Source organism: Acidobacteriota bacterium (assembly GCA_035471785.1).
In the GTDB taxonomy this organism is placed as follows: Bacteria; Acidobacteriota; UBA6911; order RPQK01; family DATIPO01; genus JANQFM01.
The window spans coordinates 45,281-64,353 of sequence record DATIPQ010000131.1; the positions used below are offsets into that span (position 1 = coordinate 45,281).

At 61.7% G+C, this 19,073-nt stretch carries 3 protein-coding genes; all 3 read right to left on the reverse strand.

The window, feature by feature from the left end; translation table 11 throughout:
• Positions 1-11,310, reverse strand: a complete 11,310-nt coding sequence (locus VLU25_18460) for an amino acid adenylation domain-containing protein (GenBank protein ID HSR69917.1) — start codon at positions 11,308-11,310, stop codon at positions 1-3.
• Between the two features lie 4 nt (positions 11,311-11,314).
• Positions 11,315-12,922: a tyrosine 2,3-aminomutase gene (gene cmdF / locus VLU25_18465; GenBank protein HSR69918.1), complete on the reverse strand. Its 1,608-nt coding sequence runs from the start codon at positions 12,920-12,922 to the stop codon at positions 11,315-11,317.
• Positions 12,919-19,073, reverse strand: a 6,155-nt coding sequence (locus tag VLU25_18470; protein ID HSR69919.1) for an amino acid adenylation domain-containing protein, incomplete at its 5' end; no start/stop codon positions are given. The genes cmdF and VLU25_18470, both read right to left, overlap by 4 nt.

The window sequence follows — 19,073 nt, forward strand, 5'->3', positions numbered from 1 at the left end:
TCACTCCAGTTCTGAAAGCAACTTTTCCAGCCTCTCCTGACTGAGCTTGGCTGCAGGAAAGTCGGAAGCCGACACGGCCGCGTCAGTCGTGGATGATTTTTTTTCCTCGCTCTCCAGCGGGATCTGGCCTGCCTCCGCGGAAGACTTGCGCCCCAGGGCGTCGGCCAGTTCCGAAATGCTCTGGTTCCGAAAGAGCTGCAGCGGTGTCATCTCGATGCCCTCTTGTCTGGCCCGAGCCACGGTTTGCACGGCCAATATCGAATCCCCGCCCAATTCGATGAAGTTGTCGTCGACGCCCACCTTGTCGACCCGCAGCGTTTCGGCCCAGATGCCGGCCAGCTTCTTTTCTATCGCGCTGATTGGGGGGCGGTATCGCTCGGCCAGACGGGGGCGGGTTGCATCGGGCGCTGGAAGAGCCTTGCGGTCGATTTTGCCGTTGGGCGTCAAGGGAAACGACTGCATCTCCGTGAAGTGGCCGGGAATCATATAGTCGGGAAGACTGCGCGCCATGAAGGACCTCAGGTTTCCGACATCCGGCGATTCCTGGCGGGTGGCTATGAAGTGGGCCGTCAGCCGGCTCTCCTCGGGGGAGACCGTTTGAGCGGAGACGATGGCATCCTCGATTGCCGGGTGTTTCTTGAGAGCGGCTTCGATCTCGCCCAGCTCGATGCGCATGCCCCTGATTTTGACCTGGTCATCCAAGCGTCCCAGCACTTGGATGCGGCCGTCCGGCAGGTAGCGGGCTAAATCGCCCGTTTCATAGATCCGTTCTCCACCAGCGCGTCTGAAGGGATGGGGCAGGAACTTAGAGGCCGTCAGGCCGGGCTGGGAAAGATAGCCCCGGGCCAGCCCTCGGCCGGCCAGATACAGAGACCCGACCACTCCCTGTGGCGGGGGTTCCAGCCAGCGGTCGAGGACGTAGGCCGCCATGCCCGCGATGGGGGTTCCGATTGTAATCCGGTCCGGGTCTCCGACCTCTTCCATATTCGACCAGATCGTGGCCTCGGTGGGACCATAGAGATTCCACAGTGAAGCGCAGCGTTCGCGCAGGGATTTCGCCAGGGCGCTGGAAAGGGCTTCACCTCCGCACCAGGCTTGAAGGCGGGGATCTCCTTGCCACCCTCCCTTGAGCAGCAGTTGCCAGCCGCTGGGAGTGGCCTGCATGACATGGGGACGCGATTTGGCCATCAGATGGCCGAGTCGCGTGGGGTCGGTGGTCTCCTCGCCGCCCGCCAGGATGAGACGGGCCCCGCTGATCAGGGGCAGGAAGATCTCCAGCGCGGCGATGTCGAAGGAAACCGTGGTCAGCGCCAGAAAGACGGCCCCCTTCCCCAAGCCGGGCCTGGCCCTCAGCGCGCCCAGGAAGTTGGCCAGAGCCAGGTGTGAGATCTGCACGCCTTTGGGCTGTCCCGTGGAGCCCGAGGTGAAAATGACATAGGCCAGATTGTGGGCTCTGAACCTCTGCCGGAGCGGGCTGGATGAATGGGTGGAAATCTCCTCCCATTGCTCGTCGATGATGAGGGTCTTGATGGAATTTCCCTTGAACCGCGGGGCAAGGGAGGCTTGGGTGATGACGCATTCGGCTCCCGCCGCCTCCAGGATAAGCGACAAGCGTTCCCCCGGATGGCGCGGATCCAGCGGAAGATAAGCGCCGCCTGACTTGAGGATGCCCGTCAAGGCGACAATCAGCCAGGAAGACCGCTCCATGAGAACCGCGACGGACGTCTCGGCGCCAATCCCCGATTCCCGCAGATAGCGGGCAAGCTGGTTGGACCGGTCAGCCAGGGTCTGGTAGGTGAGATGCTTGCCCCGGCAGACCAGTGCCACCTTGTCGGGACAGGCCTGAGCGCTCTCCTGCAGCAGCACCGGCAACAAGGCCTGCTCGTCCCTGTCGTCGAGCGCCGACTGCCAGATTTCGAGGATCCCGCGTCTTTCCTTGGGGTCCATGAGGGCCAGCCGGGAAAGGCGTCGGCCGGAATTGACAGTGATCTCCCGAAGCAAGCGCTCAAGGTGTTCCAACCAGCGTCGGACGGTCTTGTCCCGCAGGATGTCGCCGTTGAAGTCACACTTGAACTCAATGCTGTCCTTTCGGACCTCGATGTCGAAGTAAAGATCGAACTTAGTGGTCCCGTTGGGATTGGAGGCCACTTCCCATCCGAGGCTGTCCCCTTCTCCGCTGCCGCCGACTTGGTCGACGTTGACGACCACCGAGGCCAAGGGAGGACGGCTGGCGTCCAGGGGCAGGTCCAGTTTCTTGACCAGGCGATGAAAAGGATAGTCCTGGTGTTCATAGGCATCGAGCAGCAGTTTTTGGAGCCAGGAAAAGTACTCTTCGAAGGTGGGGTCGTGAGCGATGCGGCTGCGGATGGGCAGGAGGTTGACGCAGTATCCGACCAAGCCCGGCTGTCCCATCGAGACTTGGCCCGCGCTGGTTGTACCGACTACCAGGTCGTCCTGGCCCGAGAGCCGGTGAAGGAGCGTACAAATGGCCGCCAGCAGCAAGGAGAAAAGGGTGCCGCCCCGCCGAGTCGCCGTGTCGCGCAGCTTATGGCACACATCGCCTCTCATGCAAAGGTATTGACGAGACCCCTGGAAGGACATCAGCGGCGGCCGCGGAGCATCAGCGGGAAGTTCGAGCACCGGCACGCCATCGGCAAATTGTTGCGACCAAAATCTCCCGGCCTGCTCGAGTTTTGGACCTTGTTGTTTCTGGAACTGCCACTCGATGAAGTCGCTGAACTGAGAGACCTGGGGCAAGCCGAGGGACTGATCGCGGCAGGCGGCGCCATAGAGATCCCGGATCTCCTTCAACAAGATGCCGTTGGAGAGGCCATCGGTGACCGAGTGGTGAAAAGTGACGATGAGCAGGGCATCCTCTTCTCCCATGCTCAGAAGACGAAAGCGGAAGAGGGGGCCTCTTTCCAGGTCGAAGACCTGGCGGGCCTCGGTCCAGGCCCATTGAGCCGCCTGATGTTGCTGCTCTTTCTTTTCCAGACCGTCCAGCGCCACCAGGGGCACTTCGATCCGCAACCTGGAGGCGATGGTCAGTTTCTCTCCCAGGCGGTCGAAGGAGGACCGCAGGGCTTGATGCCGGTTGACGACTTCTTGCAGGGCTGATCGCAGGGCGCCGTAATCGACCTTTTCGCGAAGCCGCGCGGTCAAGGACTCGTTATAGGCGCGTGAGGCGTTTTCATTCAGGTGCCCCAAGGCCCACAGCGCTTTCTGAGCCTCGCTGGCCCGCACCTGCTTGGGCGAGTCGTGGGAGGGACCGATGCTCCCCGGCCTGCTTTTGTCCGAGGGCTCGGCTTCGGGCAGCAAGCCCACCCCGCGCATGGCCTCTACGCTCTTGCGTACGGCCTCGACGAGTTCCTCCAGGTCGCGCTCCTGATGGGCCGTCGACAGGTAGAAGGCGCGTCCTTCCCACACATGAATGCCGTTATCGAGCAGGTGATAATAGAAAATGCTGGGATATTTGACCTCTTCCGCAAAACGAAAACGGAACAAGGAGCCGAACGACAGCATCTCCATGGCAACGTTTTCTTGGCGGAAGACCTCTTGCAGCCCTTCAACCAGGTGGCGAGTGCTTTGATTCAAGTCCCTCTGCAATTGGGGGCCCTGCTCTTGCAAGTGGTTCAGGGAGGCCCAAACAGCGGCCATAGTCAAGGGATGTTTGAAGTAGGTTCCGGCCACGAAGGTGGTTTCGGCTTGCGGATAGGAGGCATCTCCGTAGTTCCAATCGCCTCCGTCGATGGCGTCGAGGTAGCGGGCCTGGCCGGCTACCGCCCCCACCGGAACGCCTCCTCCCATGGACTTTCCGTAGGTGGCCAGGTCGGCCTGGATGCCGTAGAGCCCCTGCACGCCGCCGGGGTGGACGCGAAAGCCCGTAACCACTTCGTCGAAGATGAGGGTGGCGCCGGTGCGCTTGGAGACGTCCCTGAGTTTCGGCAGGTAATCGGCCACGTCGAAATATCCCGGCAGGCGACTCTGCTGGGGCTCCACCAGGATGGCCGCCAGCTCCTGCCCTCTCTCTTCCAAAATCTGCAGCGATTCCGGGCTGCAGTAGTCGAGGACCAGCACTTGGTCGGACACGTGAGGAGAGATGCCCGGGGCCATGGGCATAGTCACAGGCCTTCCCTGAGCATTCTTGAGAGAGCGCACCAGGACTTCGTCAGAGAAACCATGGTAAGACCCCTTGAAGAGGGCGATCTTGCTTCTCCCTGTGACCGTGCGGGCCAGCCGCAGGGCCGTTAAGACGGCTTCGGTCCCCGAGTTGAAGAAGGCGGCCCGTTCCATTCCCGTCATGCGGCAGATCAGCTCAGCCGCCTGTCCGGCCAGGGGGGACTGCAGGCCGATCTGCAATCCATCGCCGATTTGTTCCTGAAGGGCTTCGATGATCCATTTCGGCGAATGCCCGAAGAGGAGGCTGCCGAATCCCATGGTGATGTCGACGTATTCATTTCCGTCCACGTCCCAGACCCGCGCCCCCTCGGCGCGCTCTACGGCGATGGGATAAAGGACTTCTTTCCAGAGCAGGCGGAAGTCTGCCGAGCCTCGGCTGTCGGCCATGGAGCGGCGGTAGTCGCGGGCCAGGGCCTTGGAACGTTTGCTGCGCCCTTCCAGGCGGGAGAAGAGCGAGGAGAGGTGCTTTTGCTGCTCAGGAGTCAGATCCTTTTGGCCGGGTTGAATGGGCTGGTAGGGAACGAAAGGAGCGGGACGCTTTGGGGTTTCTCTCGCCGATGACGGGCGTGCCGATCGCGAGGAGCCGCTTTCCGCAGTGGAGCGCACGCTGTGCTGAGATGAGAGGGAGGAGGCCGTTGCCGCCGCTGCGCCTTCGCGCAGCAGTTCGATTTGCCGCGACATGATGCTGAGCTGCTGGCGCACGATCTCTTCCAGGTCGCCTTCGGCCTGGATGGCGGCGGTCTGCTGCCTGGCGGCCATCGATTGGCCTTGGCCGGCTCTAGCTTCCTTTGAGGGCGGGTCGGGCACTTTCCATTCGGGGAGCTCTTCCTGAAGGTGTTGGGAGAGGGTCTCAAGGGTCGTGAATTCCTCCATGATGCGCCGGAAGGGCAGCTTGACGCCGAAGTGCTTCTCGATTCCCTGGCTGAACTGAAGAAGCAGCAGCGAATCGGCACCCATTTCCAGGAAAGTCGCGTCCTGCGGCAAGGAGCCGGCCTCGACGCCCAGCAGCCCCGAGAGGATTTCGGCCAGGTCTTGAGAAACGGCCTGAGATCCTTCCGGCCGGGGCTCGGGGGAGGCCTGCCCCGGAACTTGGGAAGCGGCCACCGGCGGCTCGGCTTCCCCATCCGCGCGGGGGACGGGGCCGCTGTGCCTGGACTTGGCTTCCACCCAGTGGACCTCCCGCTGGAAGGGATAAGTGGGCAAGCAAACCCGGCGTCGCTGCTGATCAGCGTAAAAACCGCTCCAATCGACGACCGCGCCGCAGGACCAGAGCGACCCCATCAGCGTCAGGAGAGCTTCCAGGTCCGACGGGTCTGCGGCGCGGCGGCTCATGGAGGGGAAGCAATGCACTCCGGTCGGCTTGTGTTGTCTTCGCCGCAAAACGCCGGTCAGCGCCGACCCGGGTCCAACCTCCAGCAAGATTCGTCCCGGTCCTTCCAGCAGTTTCGCTACACCTTGCGAAAAGCGGACCGTCCGGCGCAGATGGCGGGTCCAATAGTCGGGATCGCGGGCTTCCCGGCGGCTGATCCAGTCGCCGCTCAGATTGGAGATAAAGGGAATCTGCGGAGCATGGCGTTGAACCTGGGAAACGCGTTTGCGGAAATCGTCCAGAATGGGCTCCATCATCGAGGAGTGGAAGGCGCAGGTCGTCTCCAGGGGCTGAGATGCGACGCCTTTGTCCTTGAGCTGCCGCCTCAAGGCCTCGATCGATTCCTTGGGTCCCGACACCACGGCGCGGCCCGGTTCGTTGACGGCAGCCAGCGAGAGAGGCGGTTTCAGGAAGGCGGCCAACTCTTCCTCCTCAAGCGGCACCGCCAGCATGGCGCCACCGGAAACGCTCTCCATTAATCGGCCCCGGTGGACCACCAGCTCTAAGACGTCCGGCAACGGAAAGACGCCGCTCAGGCAGGCGGCTACATATTCACCCAGGCTATGGCCGATCATGGCCTGGGGGTGAATTCCCCAGGCCATCAGCAGACGGGCGAGGGAGTACTCCAAGGTGAAGAGGGCCGGTTGGTTCCAGGCCGTCCTTCGCAGCAGCCTGGCGGCTTCTTCTCTCTCTTCGCGAGCAGGAAAGAGTACTTCCCGCAGATCTCTCTCAAGCTGCGGTTCGAGCAGGCTGCAGCACTCCTCGACCTGCTCGCGGAAGACCTTCTCGACTCGGTAGAGTTCCTTACCCAGACCGTGCCAAGCCGCCCCTTGTCCCGGAAAAAGAAAGACGACCGGGACGGGAGCGCTTTCCCGATCGACCTCGTAGCTGCGGCCGCGGGCCGGATCAGCCAAAGCTTGCAGAGCGTCGCTTTTGTCCCGGCAGACGAAAAAGCGCCGGTGGCCCAAAGCCTTGCGTCCCACCTTGAGGGTGTAGCAAAGGTCGGCCAAGTCGAGATCGGGACTAGACTGCAGATGGGTTTTAAGGCGAGCCGTCGCGGCGTCGAGCCCTTGGAGGCTGCGTGCTGAGAGCAGCAGAAGTTGCAGGGGTCGTGAAGGGCCCGGCTCTTTGGCTTGGGGGGCCTCCTCAAGGATGACGTGAGCATTGGTTCCGCCGATGCCAAAAGCGCTGACACCGGCGCGGCGCGGACCGGCTTCGCTATCCCAGGGCTTAAGGCGTGAATTGACGAAGAAGGGGCTCTTTTCGAGGTCGAACTGGGGATTGGGCTGCCGGAAATGAAGGCTGGGCGGAAGCATGCGGTTCTGCAGGGCCAACACGGCCTTGAGAAAGCCGGCCACCCCGGCAGCGCAGTCCAGATGCCCAATATTGCTCTTGACCGATCCGATGGCGCAGAAGTTTCTTTGGCCTTCGACGTCGCCGAAGGCTTTTTCCAGCGCCGTCAACTCGATGGGATCGCCCAACTCGGTCCCCGTCCCGTGAGCTTCGATCAGGGAGAGGGAGCGGGGGTCGACGCCGGATCGCCGAAAGGCTTCCCGAAGGACCTCGGCCTGCCCCTCTACGCCGGGAGCCGTGAACCCGACCTTGAGTGAGCCGTCGTTGTTGATGGCCGAGCCCCGGATGACGGCCTGTATGGGATCTCCGTCCGACAGCGCCTTGTCAAGCGGCTTGAGCAGCACGACACCGGCCCCGCTTCCGAAGACGGTTCCCCGGGCTTGGGCGTCAAAGGCGCGGCAATGCCCGTCGGGAGAGCGGATGCCTCCCTCCTGGTAGAGGTATCCGACCTTCTGGGGGACGTTGACGGTGACGCCCCCGGCCAGAGCCAGGTCGCATTCACCGTCGCGAAGACTCCGACAAGCCAAGTGGATGGCGACTAGCGAGGTCGAGCAAGCGGTTTGCACGTTGACGCTGGGTCCCCGCAGATTGAGCAGGTAAGAAATGCGCGTGGGCAGGAAGTCTTTCTCGTTCCCCACGTAAGCCGAGAAATCTCCCACTTTCTCGAGAACTTCCGGGCGGGTATTGAGGTTGTTGCTCCAGTAGGCGCTTTGGCTGCATCCGGCGAAGACGCCCACTGCCCCATTGTCATCGCCGGGCACGCGGCCGGCGTTCTCGAAAGCCTCCCAGCAACATTCCAGGAAGATGCGGTGCTGGGGATCGATGATCCGGGCCTCACCTGGAGAAATGCCGAAGAAAGGAGCGTCGAAAGCCTCGATTTGATCCAGGATTCCGCCCCACTGGACGTAGTCCGGGTGCCGGAAATGGGAGGGGTCCACGCCGGAGGCTTGAAGTTCCCGCTCGCTGAAGCGGGTCAGCGATTCGATTCCATCGTGCAGGTTGCACCAGAACTGTTCCAGTGTCGGAGCACCCGGAAAGCGGCCAGCCATGCCGATGACGGCAATGTGAGAAGTGTCCTCTAATCGACCGTCGGCTTGGGCGCTCGCCGCTGGCCGTGGGGCTGGGCGGGCGGCAACCTCTTTCCCGATGTGCCTGGCCAGAGAGGAAATGGTGGGGTATTGAAACAGCTCGATCAGGGAGAGGTCAGTGCCCAAAGCCTTGCTCAGCCTGCTGCGAACTTCGACCAGGCGCATGGAATGGCCTCCGAGGTCGAAGAAGTTGTCGTTGACACCCGCCTTTTCGATTTGCAGCACGTTCTGCCAGATGGCGGCAATCTGCTTTTCGATCTCGTCCCGGGGCTCCAGAAAAGAAGCGTTCAGGTCGGGGCGGTGGCCCTCAGGCTCGGGCAGGGCGCGCCGGTCGATCTTGCCGTTGGAGGTGCGGGGCATGCTCTCCAGGTTGCGGAAGAGGGTCGGCACCATGTATTCAGGAAGGCGTTGCAGGAGAAAGGCCCTCAAGTCTTCGCCGGCCGGGGGCTTGGACGCGCTGGCGACGACGTAGCCCGCCAAGAAGGTACCGCCCGCCTGGTCCCGCCTGGCGACGACGGCAGCTTCGCTCACCTCGGGATGTCGATTCAAGTTGGCCTCGATCTCCCCTAGCTCGATGCGGTAGCCTCGCACTTTGACTTGGTCGTCGACCCGTCCCAGAAAGACGATGTCGCCATTCTTGCGATAGCGCACCAAGTCCCCGGTGCGGTAAAAGCGGGCGCCCCTCTCGGGGCTGAAGGGATCGGGAATGAACCGTTCGGCGGTCAAAGCGGGACTGTTATGGTAGCAGGGCGAGACTCCGGCGCCCCCGAGAAAGAGCTCCCCTGCTACACCCGTGGGAACGGGCTGCAAGCCTGCATCCAAAATATAGACCCGCGTGTTGGCGATGGGACGCCCCAAGGGGACGGGGCCCTCCTGGCCGCGGACAACCTCGCCGATGATCGACCAGATGGTGGTTTCGGTGGGTCCGTAAAGGTTCCACAACGTCGGGCATCGGTGAAGGACTTTCTCGGCCAGTTCCCGGGGCAGAGTCTCCCCTCCAGCCAGAGCTCTGAGTCGCCCTTCCCAGCCAGACTCGCGGCATAGCATCCGCCAGCGGGAAGGGGTGGCCTGCAAGACCGTAACTTCGCCCAGGACGATTCGTCGCGCCAACAGGGCTGGATCGGTCACCTCGTCGTTGTCGGCGATCAGGAGCCGGCTTCCGGCCAGCAAGGGAGCGAAAAGCTCCAAGGCCGAGATGTCGAAAGACGGTGTCGAAACCGCCAGGAATACGTCAGACGAACTCAATAGCGGGGGATCGAGGGCCGAGTTCAGGAGATTGACCAAGGAACGGTGAGTGATCTCGACTCCCTTTGGATTTCCGGTCGACCCGGAAGTGTAAATGACATATGCGATCTCCTCGCCCCCGGCTTCTCTCCCGCGCTGATCAGAGGCGGGTCTGAGCCGTGATTCCCAGCCTTCGTCGAGTTCGACCAGAATGCCCGAGAAGTCAAAGAGCTGGTTGGAGAGGCCTGAAGAACTGACCAGCACCAAGGGTTGCGAGTCTTCCAGCATGTAGGCCAGTCTTCTCTTGGGGTAGGTGGGATCCAGGGGCACGTAGGCGGCGCCTGCCTTGAGTATCGACAACAGTGCGATCAACATCTCGAGGGAGCGTTGCAGGCAGACGGCCGCCAGCTTGCCAGGCCCGAGACCCAGCTCGGTCAAATGGGCGGCCAGTAGGCGGACGCGACGATACAACTCGCGGTAACTGACCTGCTTGCCTCCCGCGTAAACCGCAATGCGGTCGGGGAAGCGCTCGACGCCCTTCTCCAGAGCGGCCAGGAATGAGGGCGTCGTCGACCATTCAGACTCGGTGTCATTCCAGTCTTCGAGCAGAAGCTTGCGTTCCTCGTGGGAAAGCAGGCACAGGCGGGATATCCTCCGGTGGGGAAACTTGGCCGCGTCTTTGAGCAGGTTTCCGTAGTGTTGGGCCAAGCGCTCGACGGTGGCTTTCTCGAAGAGATCGCTGCAGTAATCAAACGAGCCGGACAGGCTGCCGGCGCTTTCCACGAGGTTGACCACCAGGTCGAAAGTGACCCTGCCGGTATCGATGCGCAAGAAGCGGCTCTTCAGGTCCGCCAGCGGGTACGCCTTGGGGGACGCATTCTGCAACTGGAACATAACCTGGAAGAGGGGCGGGCGGCTGAGGTCCCGCTTAGGCTGAAGCTCTTCAACGAGCTTCTCGAAAGGCAGGTCTTGATGATCGTAGGCCTCCAGCGTGGTGTCCCGCACGCGGCCCAGGAGTTCGTTGAAGCCAGGATCGCCCGATAGATCGGTCCTCAGCACCAAGTTGTTGACGAAAAAGCCGATGAGACCTTCCAGTTCTTGGCGGTTGCGATTGGCTATCGGGGACCCGACCACGATGTCGCTTTGTTGGGTATAACGAAAAAGAAGGGCCTTGAAGGCGGCCAGGAGGGTCATGAACAAACTGCAGCCGCGATGACGGCTCAGTTCCTTTAGCTTTGCCGTGGTGGCCTCGTCGAGCCGGAAAGAAACCTCGGCGCCCGCGAAGGTCTGTTGGGGAGGCCGGGGAAAATCGAAGGGCAGATTCAAGCTTGCGGGCAGATCTTGCAGGCATCTTTTCCAGTAGTCGAGCTGCGATTCCAGGAACCGTCCCCTGAGACGCTTGCGTTGCCAACGGGCAAAATCGGAGTACTGGATGGCGGGCTCGGGAAGATCGGCTTGTTTTCCAGTCCTGAAGGCCGAATAGAGTGAGGCCAGCTCGCGATAGAAGATGCCCACCGACCAGGCGTCGAAGACGATGTGATGGATGGTCAGCATCAGAATGTGTTCATCATCGGCCAGGCGCAACAAGAGGGGACGCCAGAGGGGGCCCCGCTCCAAGTCGAAAGGAATCTTGAACCAGTCGCGACTGGCACGAAGAGTTTCGCTCTCTCGGGATGTGTTATCCAGGGACGACAGGTCGACGATGGGGAGCCTGGGCAGGAACTCCGTTTGGACCACCTGGCTGACTCGTCCGTCGTCTTCCTGGAAGACGCTTTTCATGACGCTGTGGCGGCGGGCGATCTCTCGCAGGCTCCGCCTGAGAGCCCCAGCCTCGAGTTGGCCTTGCAGTCTCAGTCCGGTGGGGATGTTGTAGGAGGCATTGCCGGGTTCAACGCGGTCCATGAACCACAGCCGCTGCTGGGCGAAGGAGAGCGGCGAACGGTCCGACTCCCCGCTCTGGCGGGAAAGCTCGACGAGATCCTCTTCGAGGTCCTCTTGGGGTTCGCCTTTGCGGCGGAGCAGCAGCTCCAGGTATTCCCGTTGTGTGGGGGTCAGTTCCCCCAAAGCGCGGTTGAGATTGGCGTCCTCCGGTTTCATTGCTTCATACCCATGCTCTGTTGTTGGCGCGGCTCTGCTCGAAGTCGACCGCCGAACCCAAAATCCGGTCGGCGCTCTCGCTTTCCAGGAACTCTCTGATTCGGGCGAAGTGCTCAGCCAGGGGCTCGGAATCGCGGTATTGATCTACTACCTGCGAGAGGGCATCGTTGAGCTGCTTGACGGGACGGCTGAACTTCTCCGCCTCGACGAAGTAGGAGGCTTGATTGCAGGCCGCCATAAGTACGGCCAGGATGGTCTGTACATTGGCGCAGATCTGCAGCGTCTTGCGGGCACTGTTGAGGCCCATGCTGACCACGTCCTGGTTCTGGCCGTTGGAGGGAATCGTCTTGATGGAAGCCGGCGCGGCCAAGTCGAGGTTTTCGGAAGCTACGCTGGTAGCCAGGTACTGCCCCCCTTCGAAGCCGCAGTAAAGACCCGAATCATCATGAGCCAGGAAAGCCGGCAAGCTGCCGTTGATGTGGGGGTCCAAGAGGCGGTTCAGTTGCCTCTCGGCCATGACCCCGATTTCGCTGACGGCGATGTTGAGCTGGTCGCAACACATTGCGATGTACTGTCCGTGAAAATTGCCCCCGTGGAAGGTGTCTTCAGGCACTTCGAAGAAGAGGGGGTTGTCGTTGCAGGAGTTGATTTCTTCTTCGATGAGGCGTCGGCAGTAGTCGAAAGTATCCAGCACGCAGCCGTAAACCTGCGGAATGCAGCGAAGAGTATAGGCGTTCTGAAGGTAAATCTCGGTATCGACTACGTCATCGCGGCCAGCCGTCTCGCGCGAAATCGACTCCATGAGTTGGCCGTGCTCCTGGGTCAGAGCGCTCCCCGTCAAAAGCTGGCGCAAGTGTTCCGCCACGGCTATTTGACCGTAGTGATTCTTCAACTCATGCCCGCGGGACTCGAAAGGCCGCGTGGACCCTCGCAAACACTGGACGAAATGGGCAGAGGCCAGGAGCGCCTGCTTAAGCAGGCTGTAGGCCTTCACCAGCGCCAGAGAGGCCACGCCGGTCATGGCCGACGTTCCGTTGATGAGGGCCAAGCCTTCTTTAAATCCCGGATCGAGGGGGCGAAGACCGCATTCCCTCAAGACGTCCTCGCTGTTGCGGATCTCACCGTTGGTCCGGACCTTTCCTTTCCCGATCAACGCCAGAGCCACATGTGAGAGCGGAGCCAAGTCTCCACTGGCCCCCAACGACCCTTGTTTAGGAATGAGAGGATGGATGCCGCGGTTCAAGAACTCCTGCAGCAACCTGACGGTCTCGCGGCTGACGCCCGAATAGCCTTTGATGAAGCAGTTCAAACGGGCCATCATGATGGCCCGCGAGTATTCATCGGGAAAGAACTCGCCGCCGCCGGCCGCGTGACTCAGGATCAGATTGCGTTGCAGAGCGGTCTTGTACTGGGGTGGAACGATGACGTAGACAAGCTCTCCGAACCCCGTATTGACGCCGTAGATGGGATGTTTAGCCTCACCCCATTCCTGAACGCGGAGGTACGTTTCCTCGACGGCCTCGAGTTGATCGGCCTCCAGCTCCACCGGCTCTCCGCAAACTGCGACTTGATAGACGTCGTAAATAGAATGATTTTCACCTTTAATCTTCATTCCTGATCTCCGCTCTGTGTGATGAGGGTTTGAATTCTGCTTTCAGAAAGCTGCTTGACCTTCTGGATCAACTGACTAAGGGCTTCCGATTCCTCCTGCGGGGACTCTCGTCGGGCCTCGATACACTCGGCCAACCCGGCCACCGTGGGCGACTCGAAGAAGAGCCGTAAGGACAGTTCGACTGAGAAAGACTTGCGCAAGCGGTTGACGATCTGGGTGGCCAAGAGGGAATGGCCTCCCAGTTCAAAGAAATCGTCGTGAATGCCCACTTTCTCCAGTTGAAGGACGTCTGACCAGAGATCGGCGATCACCGACTCGGTGTGTGTCCGCGGCTCCGCCTGACCGCAGGGGCCTTGAGGCGACGGCTGGGCTTCATTTTCTGAGAGCAGTCCCAAGGGATGACGGGCGAACAGCCGTTGGTAAAATGGGTGGCTCCGATAACGTTTGCGCTGGTGATAGGAATCATGTCCAAAGTGGCTGCGGCTGCCGTCTTTCCGCAGCAGCAGGCCGGAAAGGCTGTAGTCGGGATTGAGGCCGTTTTGGCTGGGGGTCCTGGTGCAGCGGATCTTGAGCGTCTCCCCGGCACGCACTTCCAGAGCCGGACTGAAGACCGGGAAGAAGACCGGCAGCCAGCAGTACTCATGTTCCAGGATGTCGATGACCTGGTCGGGAACGAGTTGCAGGTTCAGCCACAGCAAGAAGCCGTCGATGGAGGCATCCCGCGTCACGGTCAGTTCGATCTCGTGTTCCGAGGCCGCTTGCAGGGGCTTGGTGAAATCCAAATCCTCGAAAACGCCTTGACTCGATACGAGGTGATCCTTTGGGAATTTCTTGATACACACGCGAAGATCGAAAGGATACCCGATCTGTTCGAAGATTCTCTCCACGTAGTGGCCAGGCACCGGGCGGAATCCGAGGTTCTCGAAGAGGGGCTCGGGGAAACGGGCGGCGGCCATCAAGGTGCGGCTGCGCTGAGGGATCATCACGCCGTCCGGCTTGAGGAATCGGCGGGCGTCGTTGATGAGAATGGCGGCACCCTCGCCTCCGCCGATAGGTCCCACGATCTCGGAGACGCAGACGTCGGCAGGTTCCGGAATGCGGGCTTGCAGCGAGTCGCCGTGAATCAATGTGATCTTGTCGGCCAATCCCAATTGCTGCACGCAGTCCACCGCCTGGCGGTAGGCCTCGTCACCGATCTCTATCGCGTACACCTTGCGGGCTCCCGCCTCCACGCAGAACCTGGCCAGAATGGCTTCCTTTCCCGTCCCGATTTCAACCACGACCCGGTCTTTGACGTGCTCGGCGATGGCCTTTCGGTACTTGAGGTTTCTGCGCTCGTCGTAGGCGATGGCGTAGTAGATCAAGTCGTCGTAGACCATGTATTCGGCCACCGACGGCCACAACTCGGCAGCTTCCTCGCCCGAGGTTTGGGTTGGGGGCGCCGAGGGGGACGGGAGGCGGCGCAGAGCCGGCCGGTCGATTTTTCCGCTGGCCGTACGCGGAAGGCGGTCGAGCAAGCGGAAGGAAGCAGGTAGCATGAAGTCGGGCAGCCGCTCTTTCAGATAAGCGCGAAAGAGGCCTGAATCCAAACGCTCGGAAGAGACCAGAAACGCAACCAGGGCCTCGTCCCGCCGCCCGTCCCCGAGCACCTCGACGGCACACTCCTCCACCGATGGATGGCAGATGAGTTCCGATTCGATGCGCTCTAATTCCACGCGCATGCCTCGGACTTTGATTTGAAGATCCTGCCGTCCCAGGAACTCCAGGTTTCCATCGGCCGTCCAGCGACCCCGGTCGCCGGTGCGGAAGACCCGGTCCTCGGGCTCCTGGGTCAGGGGATTGTGGATGAAAACACGCCGTGTTTCCTGCTCATCTCCCAAGTATCCGGGGGAGAGATAGGGACTTCGGATGTAGATTTCTCCGACCACGCCTCGGGGACAGAGGCGGCCCTTTGAGTCCAGAATCAGGATTTGGCGACCATCAAAGGGCTGACCGATGGGAATCGGTTTCCCACCCGAGGGGAGAGCTTCGACAGGGTGGCAGGTCGCCAGGATCGATTCCGTGGGGCCGTAGAGATTAAAGAGCTTCAGCCTTGGGCCGCAGAGTTCCAGCCATGACTTGGCCAATCCCGGCGGCAACACTTCACCGGCCAAGAGCAAATATTCCAGTTTGGGCAATGCCCCTTCCGCATCCTCGCGGCTCAGGCCGTCGATGAGGCGTGCGGCAAAACTCGGGACCGATTGAAAATGAGTGATCCCTTCTGCAGCCGCCCAGTGCAGAAAACTCTCCGCATCGTAGCGCTTCAAGCGGGCGGTCAGGCAGAGTGAGGCTCCGAAAGCGAGGGCGGCGAAGATTTCGGCGTAAGATGCGTCATAAGAAATCGAGGCCCATTGGGCGAATCGCTTCGATTCATCGAGCCCGAAGCGCCTTCCATACCAACTGACGAATTGGCTGAAATTGCGATGCGATTGCAGGATGCCTTTGGGGCGTCCCGTGGACCCCGAGGTGTAGACGACGAAAGCCGTTTGATGAGGGTCGTCGCAGAGGGAGGGATTGGCCGCGTCGAAGGTCAAAAAGCGGTCGGTCCCCAGGCATCCTGGGCCGAACTCCTCCTGGGCGCTGGCGTCTTCATCCAGATCCAGTACCACCACTGGCCTTTCCCGGGGTCGCTTGGAGAGGGGCAAAAGTCCCCGATGCCGGGTCAAGGAGGAGGAGTCGGAGAGCAGGCAGGCGGGTTGGGACTCGGCCAGGATTTTTCTCAGGTGGGCGGTAGGATGAGCGCCGTCCAGACAGACGAAGGCGCATCCCGCTTTCAGTACGGCCAACAAGGCGATCACCTGCTGGGGGCCGTCGCCGAGCAGGATCGCCACCCTCTGTCCGGCCTCGATTGGCAAATCGGCCAGCCCGCGGGCGATGCGGTTGCTGGAAGAGTTGAGGTCCTGGTAGAGGAAAACCTGGCCCTCGAAGGAAATCGCCGGAGCCTGGGGGGTGCGTTGAACCTGACGCTCCACCAGTTGGTGGAGACACCGCCCGGCGCCGTCTCCGCGAGATCTCCTGTCCGCCCCGTCCAGAAGCCGTTTCCGCTCCCCCTCGCCAAGAATGGGGAGTTGCGATAGCCGGCGTTCCGGGTTGGCTGCGATTCCTTCCAGCAAGGTCAGGAAGTGGCCGATCATACGCTCGATAGTGGCCGGTTCGAAGAGTTCGCTGCTGTAGTCGGCCAAGCCCTCGATGCGCTGCCGGGTTTCCCACAGCGTCAAGGCCAGATCCAAGGGGGTCCGCTGCAGCGGCGTCTCCAGGAAGCTGATCTGCAGATCGGCTCCGGTGCGTTCGGGCTGGGGCGCATTCTGAAGGTGAAAGAGGACCTGAAACAGCGGTTGGCGCGCCAGATCCCTTTCCGGCTGCAGTTCCTCGACCAGCTTTTCAAAAGGAACGTCTTGATGGGCATAGGCTCCCAGAGCGGTTTCCCGCACTCTCTCCAGCAACTGCAGGAAGGTCGGGTCGCCTGCCAGGTCGCTGCGCAGGACCAGGGTATTGACGAAGAAGCCGATCAGCGGCTCGATCTCGGCGCGGTTGCGGTTGGCGATGGGCGTGCCGACGGTGATGTCTTCCTGCTGCGTGTAGCGATGGAGGAGCACCTTGAAGGCGGCCAGCAAGGTCATGAAGAGGGTGGCGCCCTGTCGCCGGCTGAGTTCACGAAGGGCCTTGGTCAGCGGCTCGGAGAGCTGAACTTCCTCGCGTCCTGCGCGGAAGGTCTTCAAGGCGCTGCGGGGTCGGTCCGGGGACAGTTGCAGCGGGCCCGGATGGTCTCGCAGACGGTCTTTCCAATAGGCCAATTGTCGATCGAGGACGTCGCCCTGCAGGTACTCCCGCTGCCATAGGGCGAAGTCGGGATACTGGATGGGAAGGGGAGGCAGGGAAATCGGCTCGTGGCGGCTCAAAGACCGGTAGATTTGACTGAGTTCTTGAATCAGCACTCCACCCGACCATCCATCTGAAATGAGGTGATGGAAGGTGAGCAGCAGGATCTTCTCGTTTTGCGCCACACGCAGCAACGCGATTCTGAAGAGCGGGTAACGGGTCAAATCGAAGGTCCGGCCCGCGTCCTCTTGAGCCAAGCGGCGGACTTGCTCATCTCGGACGGGCCGGGGCAAGGAGGAAAGGTCGACTCGGGGCAGCGAGAACGAGTCCGGACTGTGGACGATCTGGACGGGCTGCTCGTCTTCAGTCGCCAGGCTGGTCCGCAACGCTTCGTGACGGCGCACGATCTCAGCCAGGCTCCGTTCCAGTACCGCCTCGTTCCAGCGCCCCTCAAGCCGCAGCGGCGTGGGGACGTTGAAAAGGGGAAGGCCGGGGTGAAACTGCTCCAGGAACCAGAGACGCTGCTGGGCGAAGGAAATGGGTGCAGCCTCCCCCTTTTCGCGGCGAGGGACGATGGAGCTATCCTCACCATCCGTCTGACTGCGGCGCATGCGCTCCAGGTTGAGAGCCAGTTCGGCAATGGTGGGACCTTCCAGGAATCGCCGCAAGGGGATCTCGACCCCCAGTGACTTGCGCAGCCGGTTTACCGCCTGGGTGGCGAGTAGAGAGTGCCCCCCAAGGTCGAAGAAGTCATCCTGGCGGCCCACCTTCTGCACGTGCAGAAGTTCTTGCCACAGGTCTGCGATACGTTCCTCCAAGGGGGTTTGAGGCGGCTCATAGTCTCCCTGCAAGGCGGAGCGCAGTTCTTCAGGGCGGACCAAGGCCTCCCTGGCCACCTTTCCGTTGGGATTGCGGGGCAGCTGATCGAGGAAAACGAAGGCGGAAGGTACGAAGGCGTCGGGCAGGCTCTCTCTAAGGTGGTCTTTGAGGAGAGGGGCCAGTTGGCGCGTCCGCAGGGCCCGCAGCGGCTGGTTGACATAATCGGCCCAGCCTTTGGGCTCGAAGTCCGCAATCGAATCGAAGCAGCTCCAAGTCTCCTGCTGGTCCATGCGGCGGCGGCTGAAGAGGACGTCGAAACTCCCGTCGGAGCGAGCCTGCGCCCAACTGATTTCGACCTGGTAGCCCAGTTCCTTGCCCAGATCCCACAATGCGGCCGGGTCGAGGCCGTCGAGAGGCGACCGGACGCGCAGTGCCTTGCGAATCCCGCCCACGGTCCGCGGACCGTCCTCGCCATGGACGATCTGCAAGGCGCGCACGTCGTTGACAAGACGGGCGTTGGCTACGTGGCTGAATCCCAGCAGGAGCGGGCGCTCCTCATCCAGGCTTTGACGGAGCCTCTCCACATCCCAGCTTTCGATGCGCCAATCCTTCCACTCAGGCACGGGGACTCGAAGCCCGCCGCCTTCGTCTTTGCGCTTGTGCAGTACGACGTCGTACTGATGACGCGTGATCTCGTTGTGAAAACGTCCGCCCTTGGGCTGCACCTGCACTCCCGACACCTCGGGAGAGCGCTGCCCGAATAGGGCATAAAGCAACGGATCGATGAGCAGGTCCTGTTCGGCGGCCAGCCGTTCCCGGATTCTTTGCCGCAGCCGGACGCGGCTGAGGGAAGCTGGGGCCTGGTGAAGCTGCACGGAAGTCTGCAGGGTCGAAAACAGAGGCAGGTGGCGTATGCCTCCTACAAAGACCTGGCCGCCCGGAGCGAGCAGACGCAGGGAATCTTCCAGAAACCTCACCAGATACTCGGCGTCGGGGAAATGCATCGTGACCAGGTTGAGGATGACGGTGTCAAAAAGTCCCTCCTCGAATCCCGCCAGATCGTGGGCGGCCCGTTGTTCGACGCTGACTCCGGACAGGGGAGGCCGCTGGGCTTTCAGGCGTCGTCTGAGATACTCCGCTGCCGAGGGCGAAACGTCGGTGGCGTGGTAGCTTTGGCAGTGAGGGGCGAGGCGGAAAAGAAGCAGACCCGTGCCGGCTCCCACTTCCAGCACCCGCTGGGGTCTCAGCTGCAGGATGCGCCCGGCCGTGTCGTCGACGCATTCCAGGATTTCCTCTTCAGGCATTGGCTGGTGGGTGTAGGCGCTGACCCAGGCCCTGAAGTTGATGCCGGGATCGCGGGTCGAGTATTCCTGTTCCAGTTCGTAGATGCCGTCGTAAAGGGTGCGGCAGTCAGAGACGTACTGACCGCGCAGGCCCGTCAGCCCTCCTTGGCCGGCTTGCGTCTGGGAAGCGG

Coding starts and splice junctions, on each gene's coding strand:
- VLU25_18460 (HSR69917.1), bottom strand. CDS start 11,310: ATGAAACCGGAGGACGCCAATCTCAACCGCGCTTTGGGGGAACTGACC.
- cmdF (HSR69918.1), bottom strand. CDS start 12,922: ATGAAGATTAAAGGTGAAAATCATTCTATTTACGACGTCTATCAAGTC.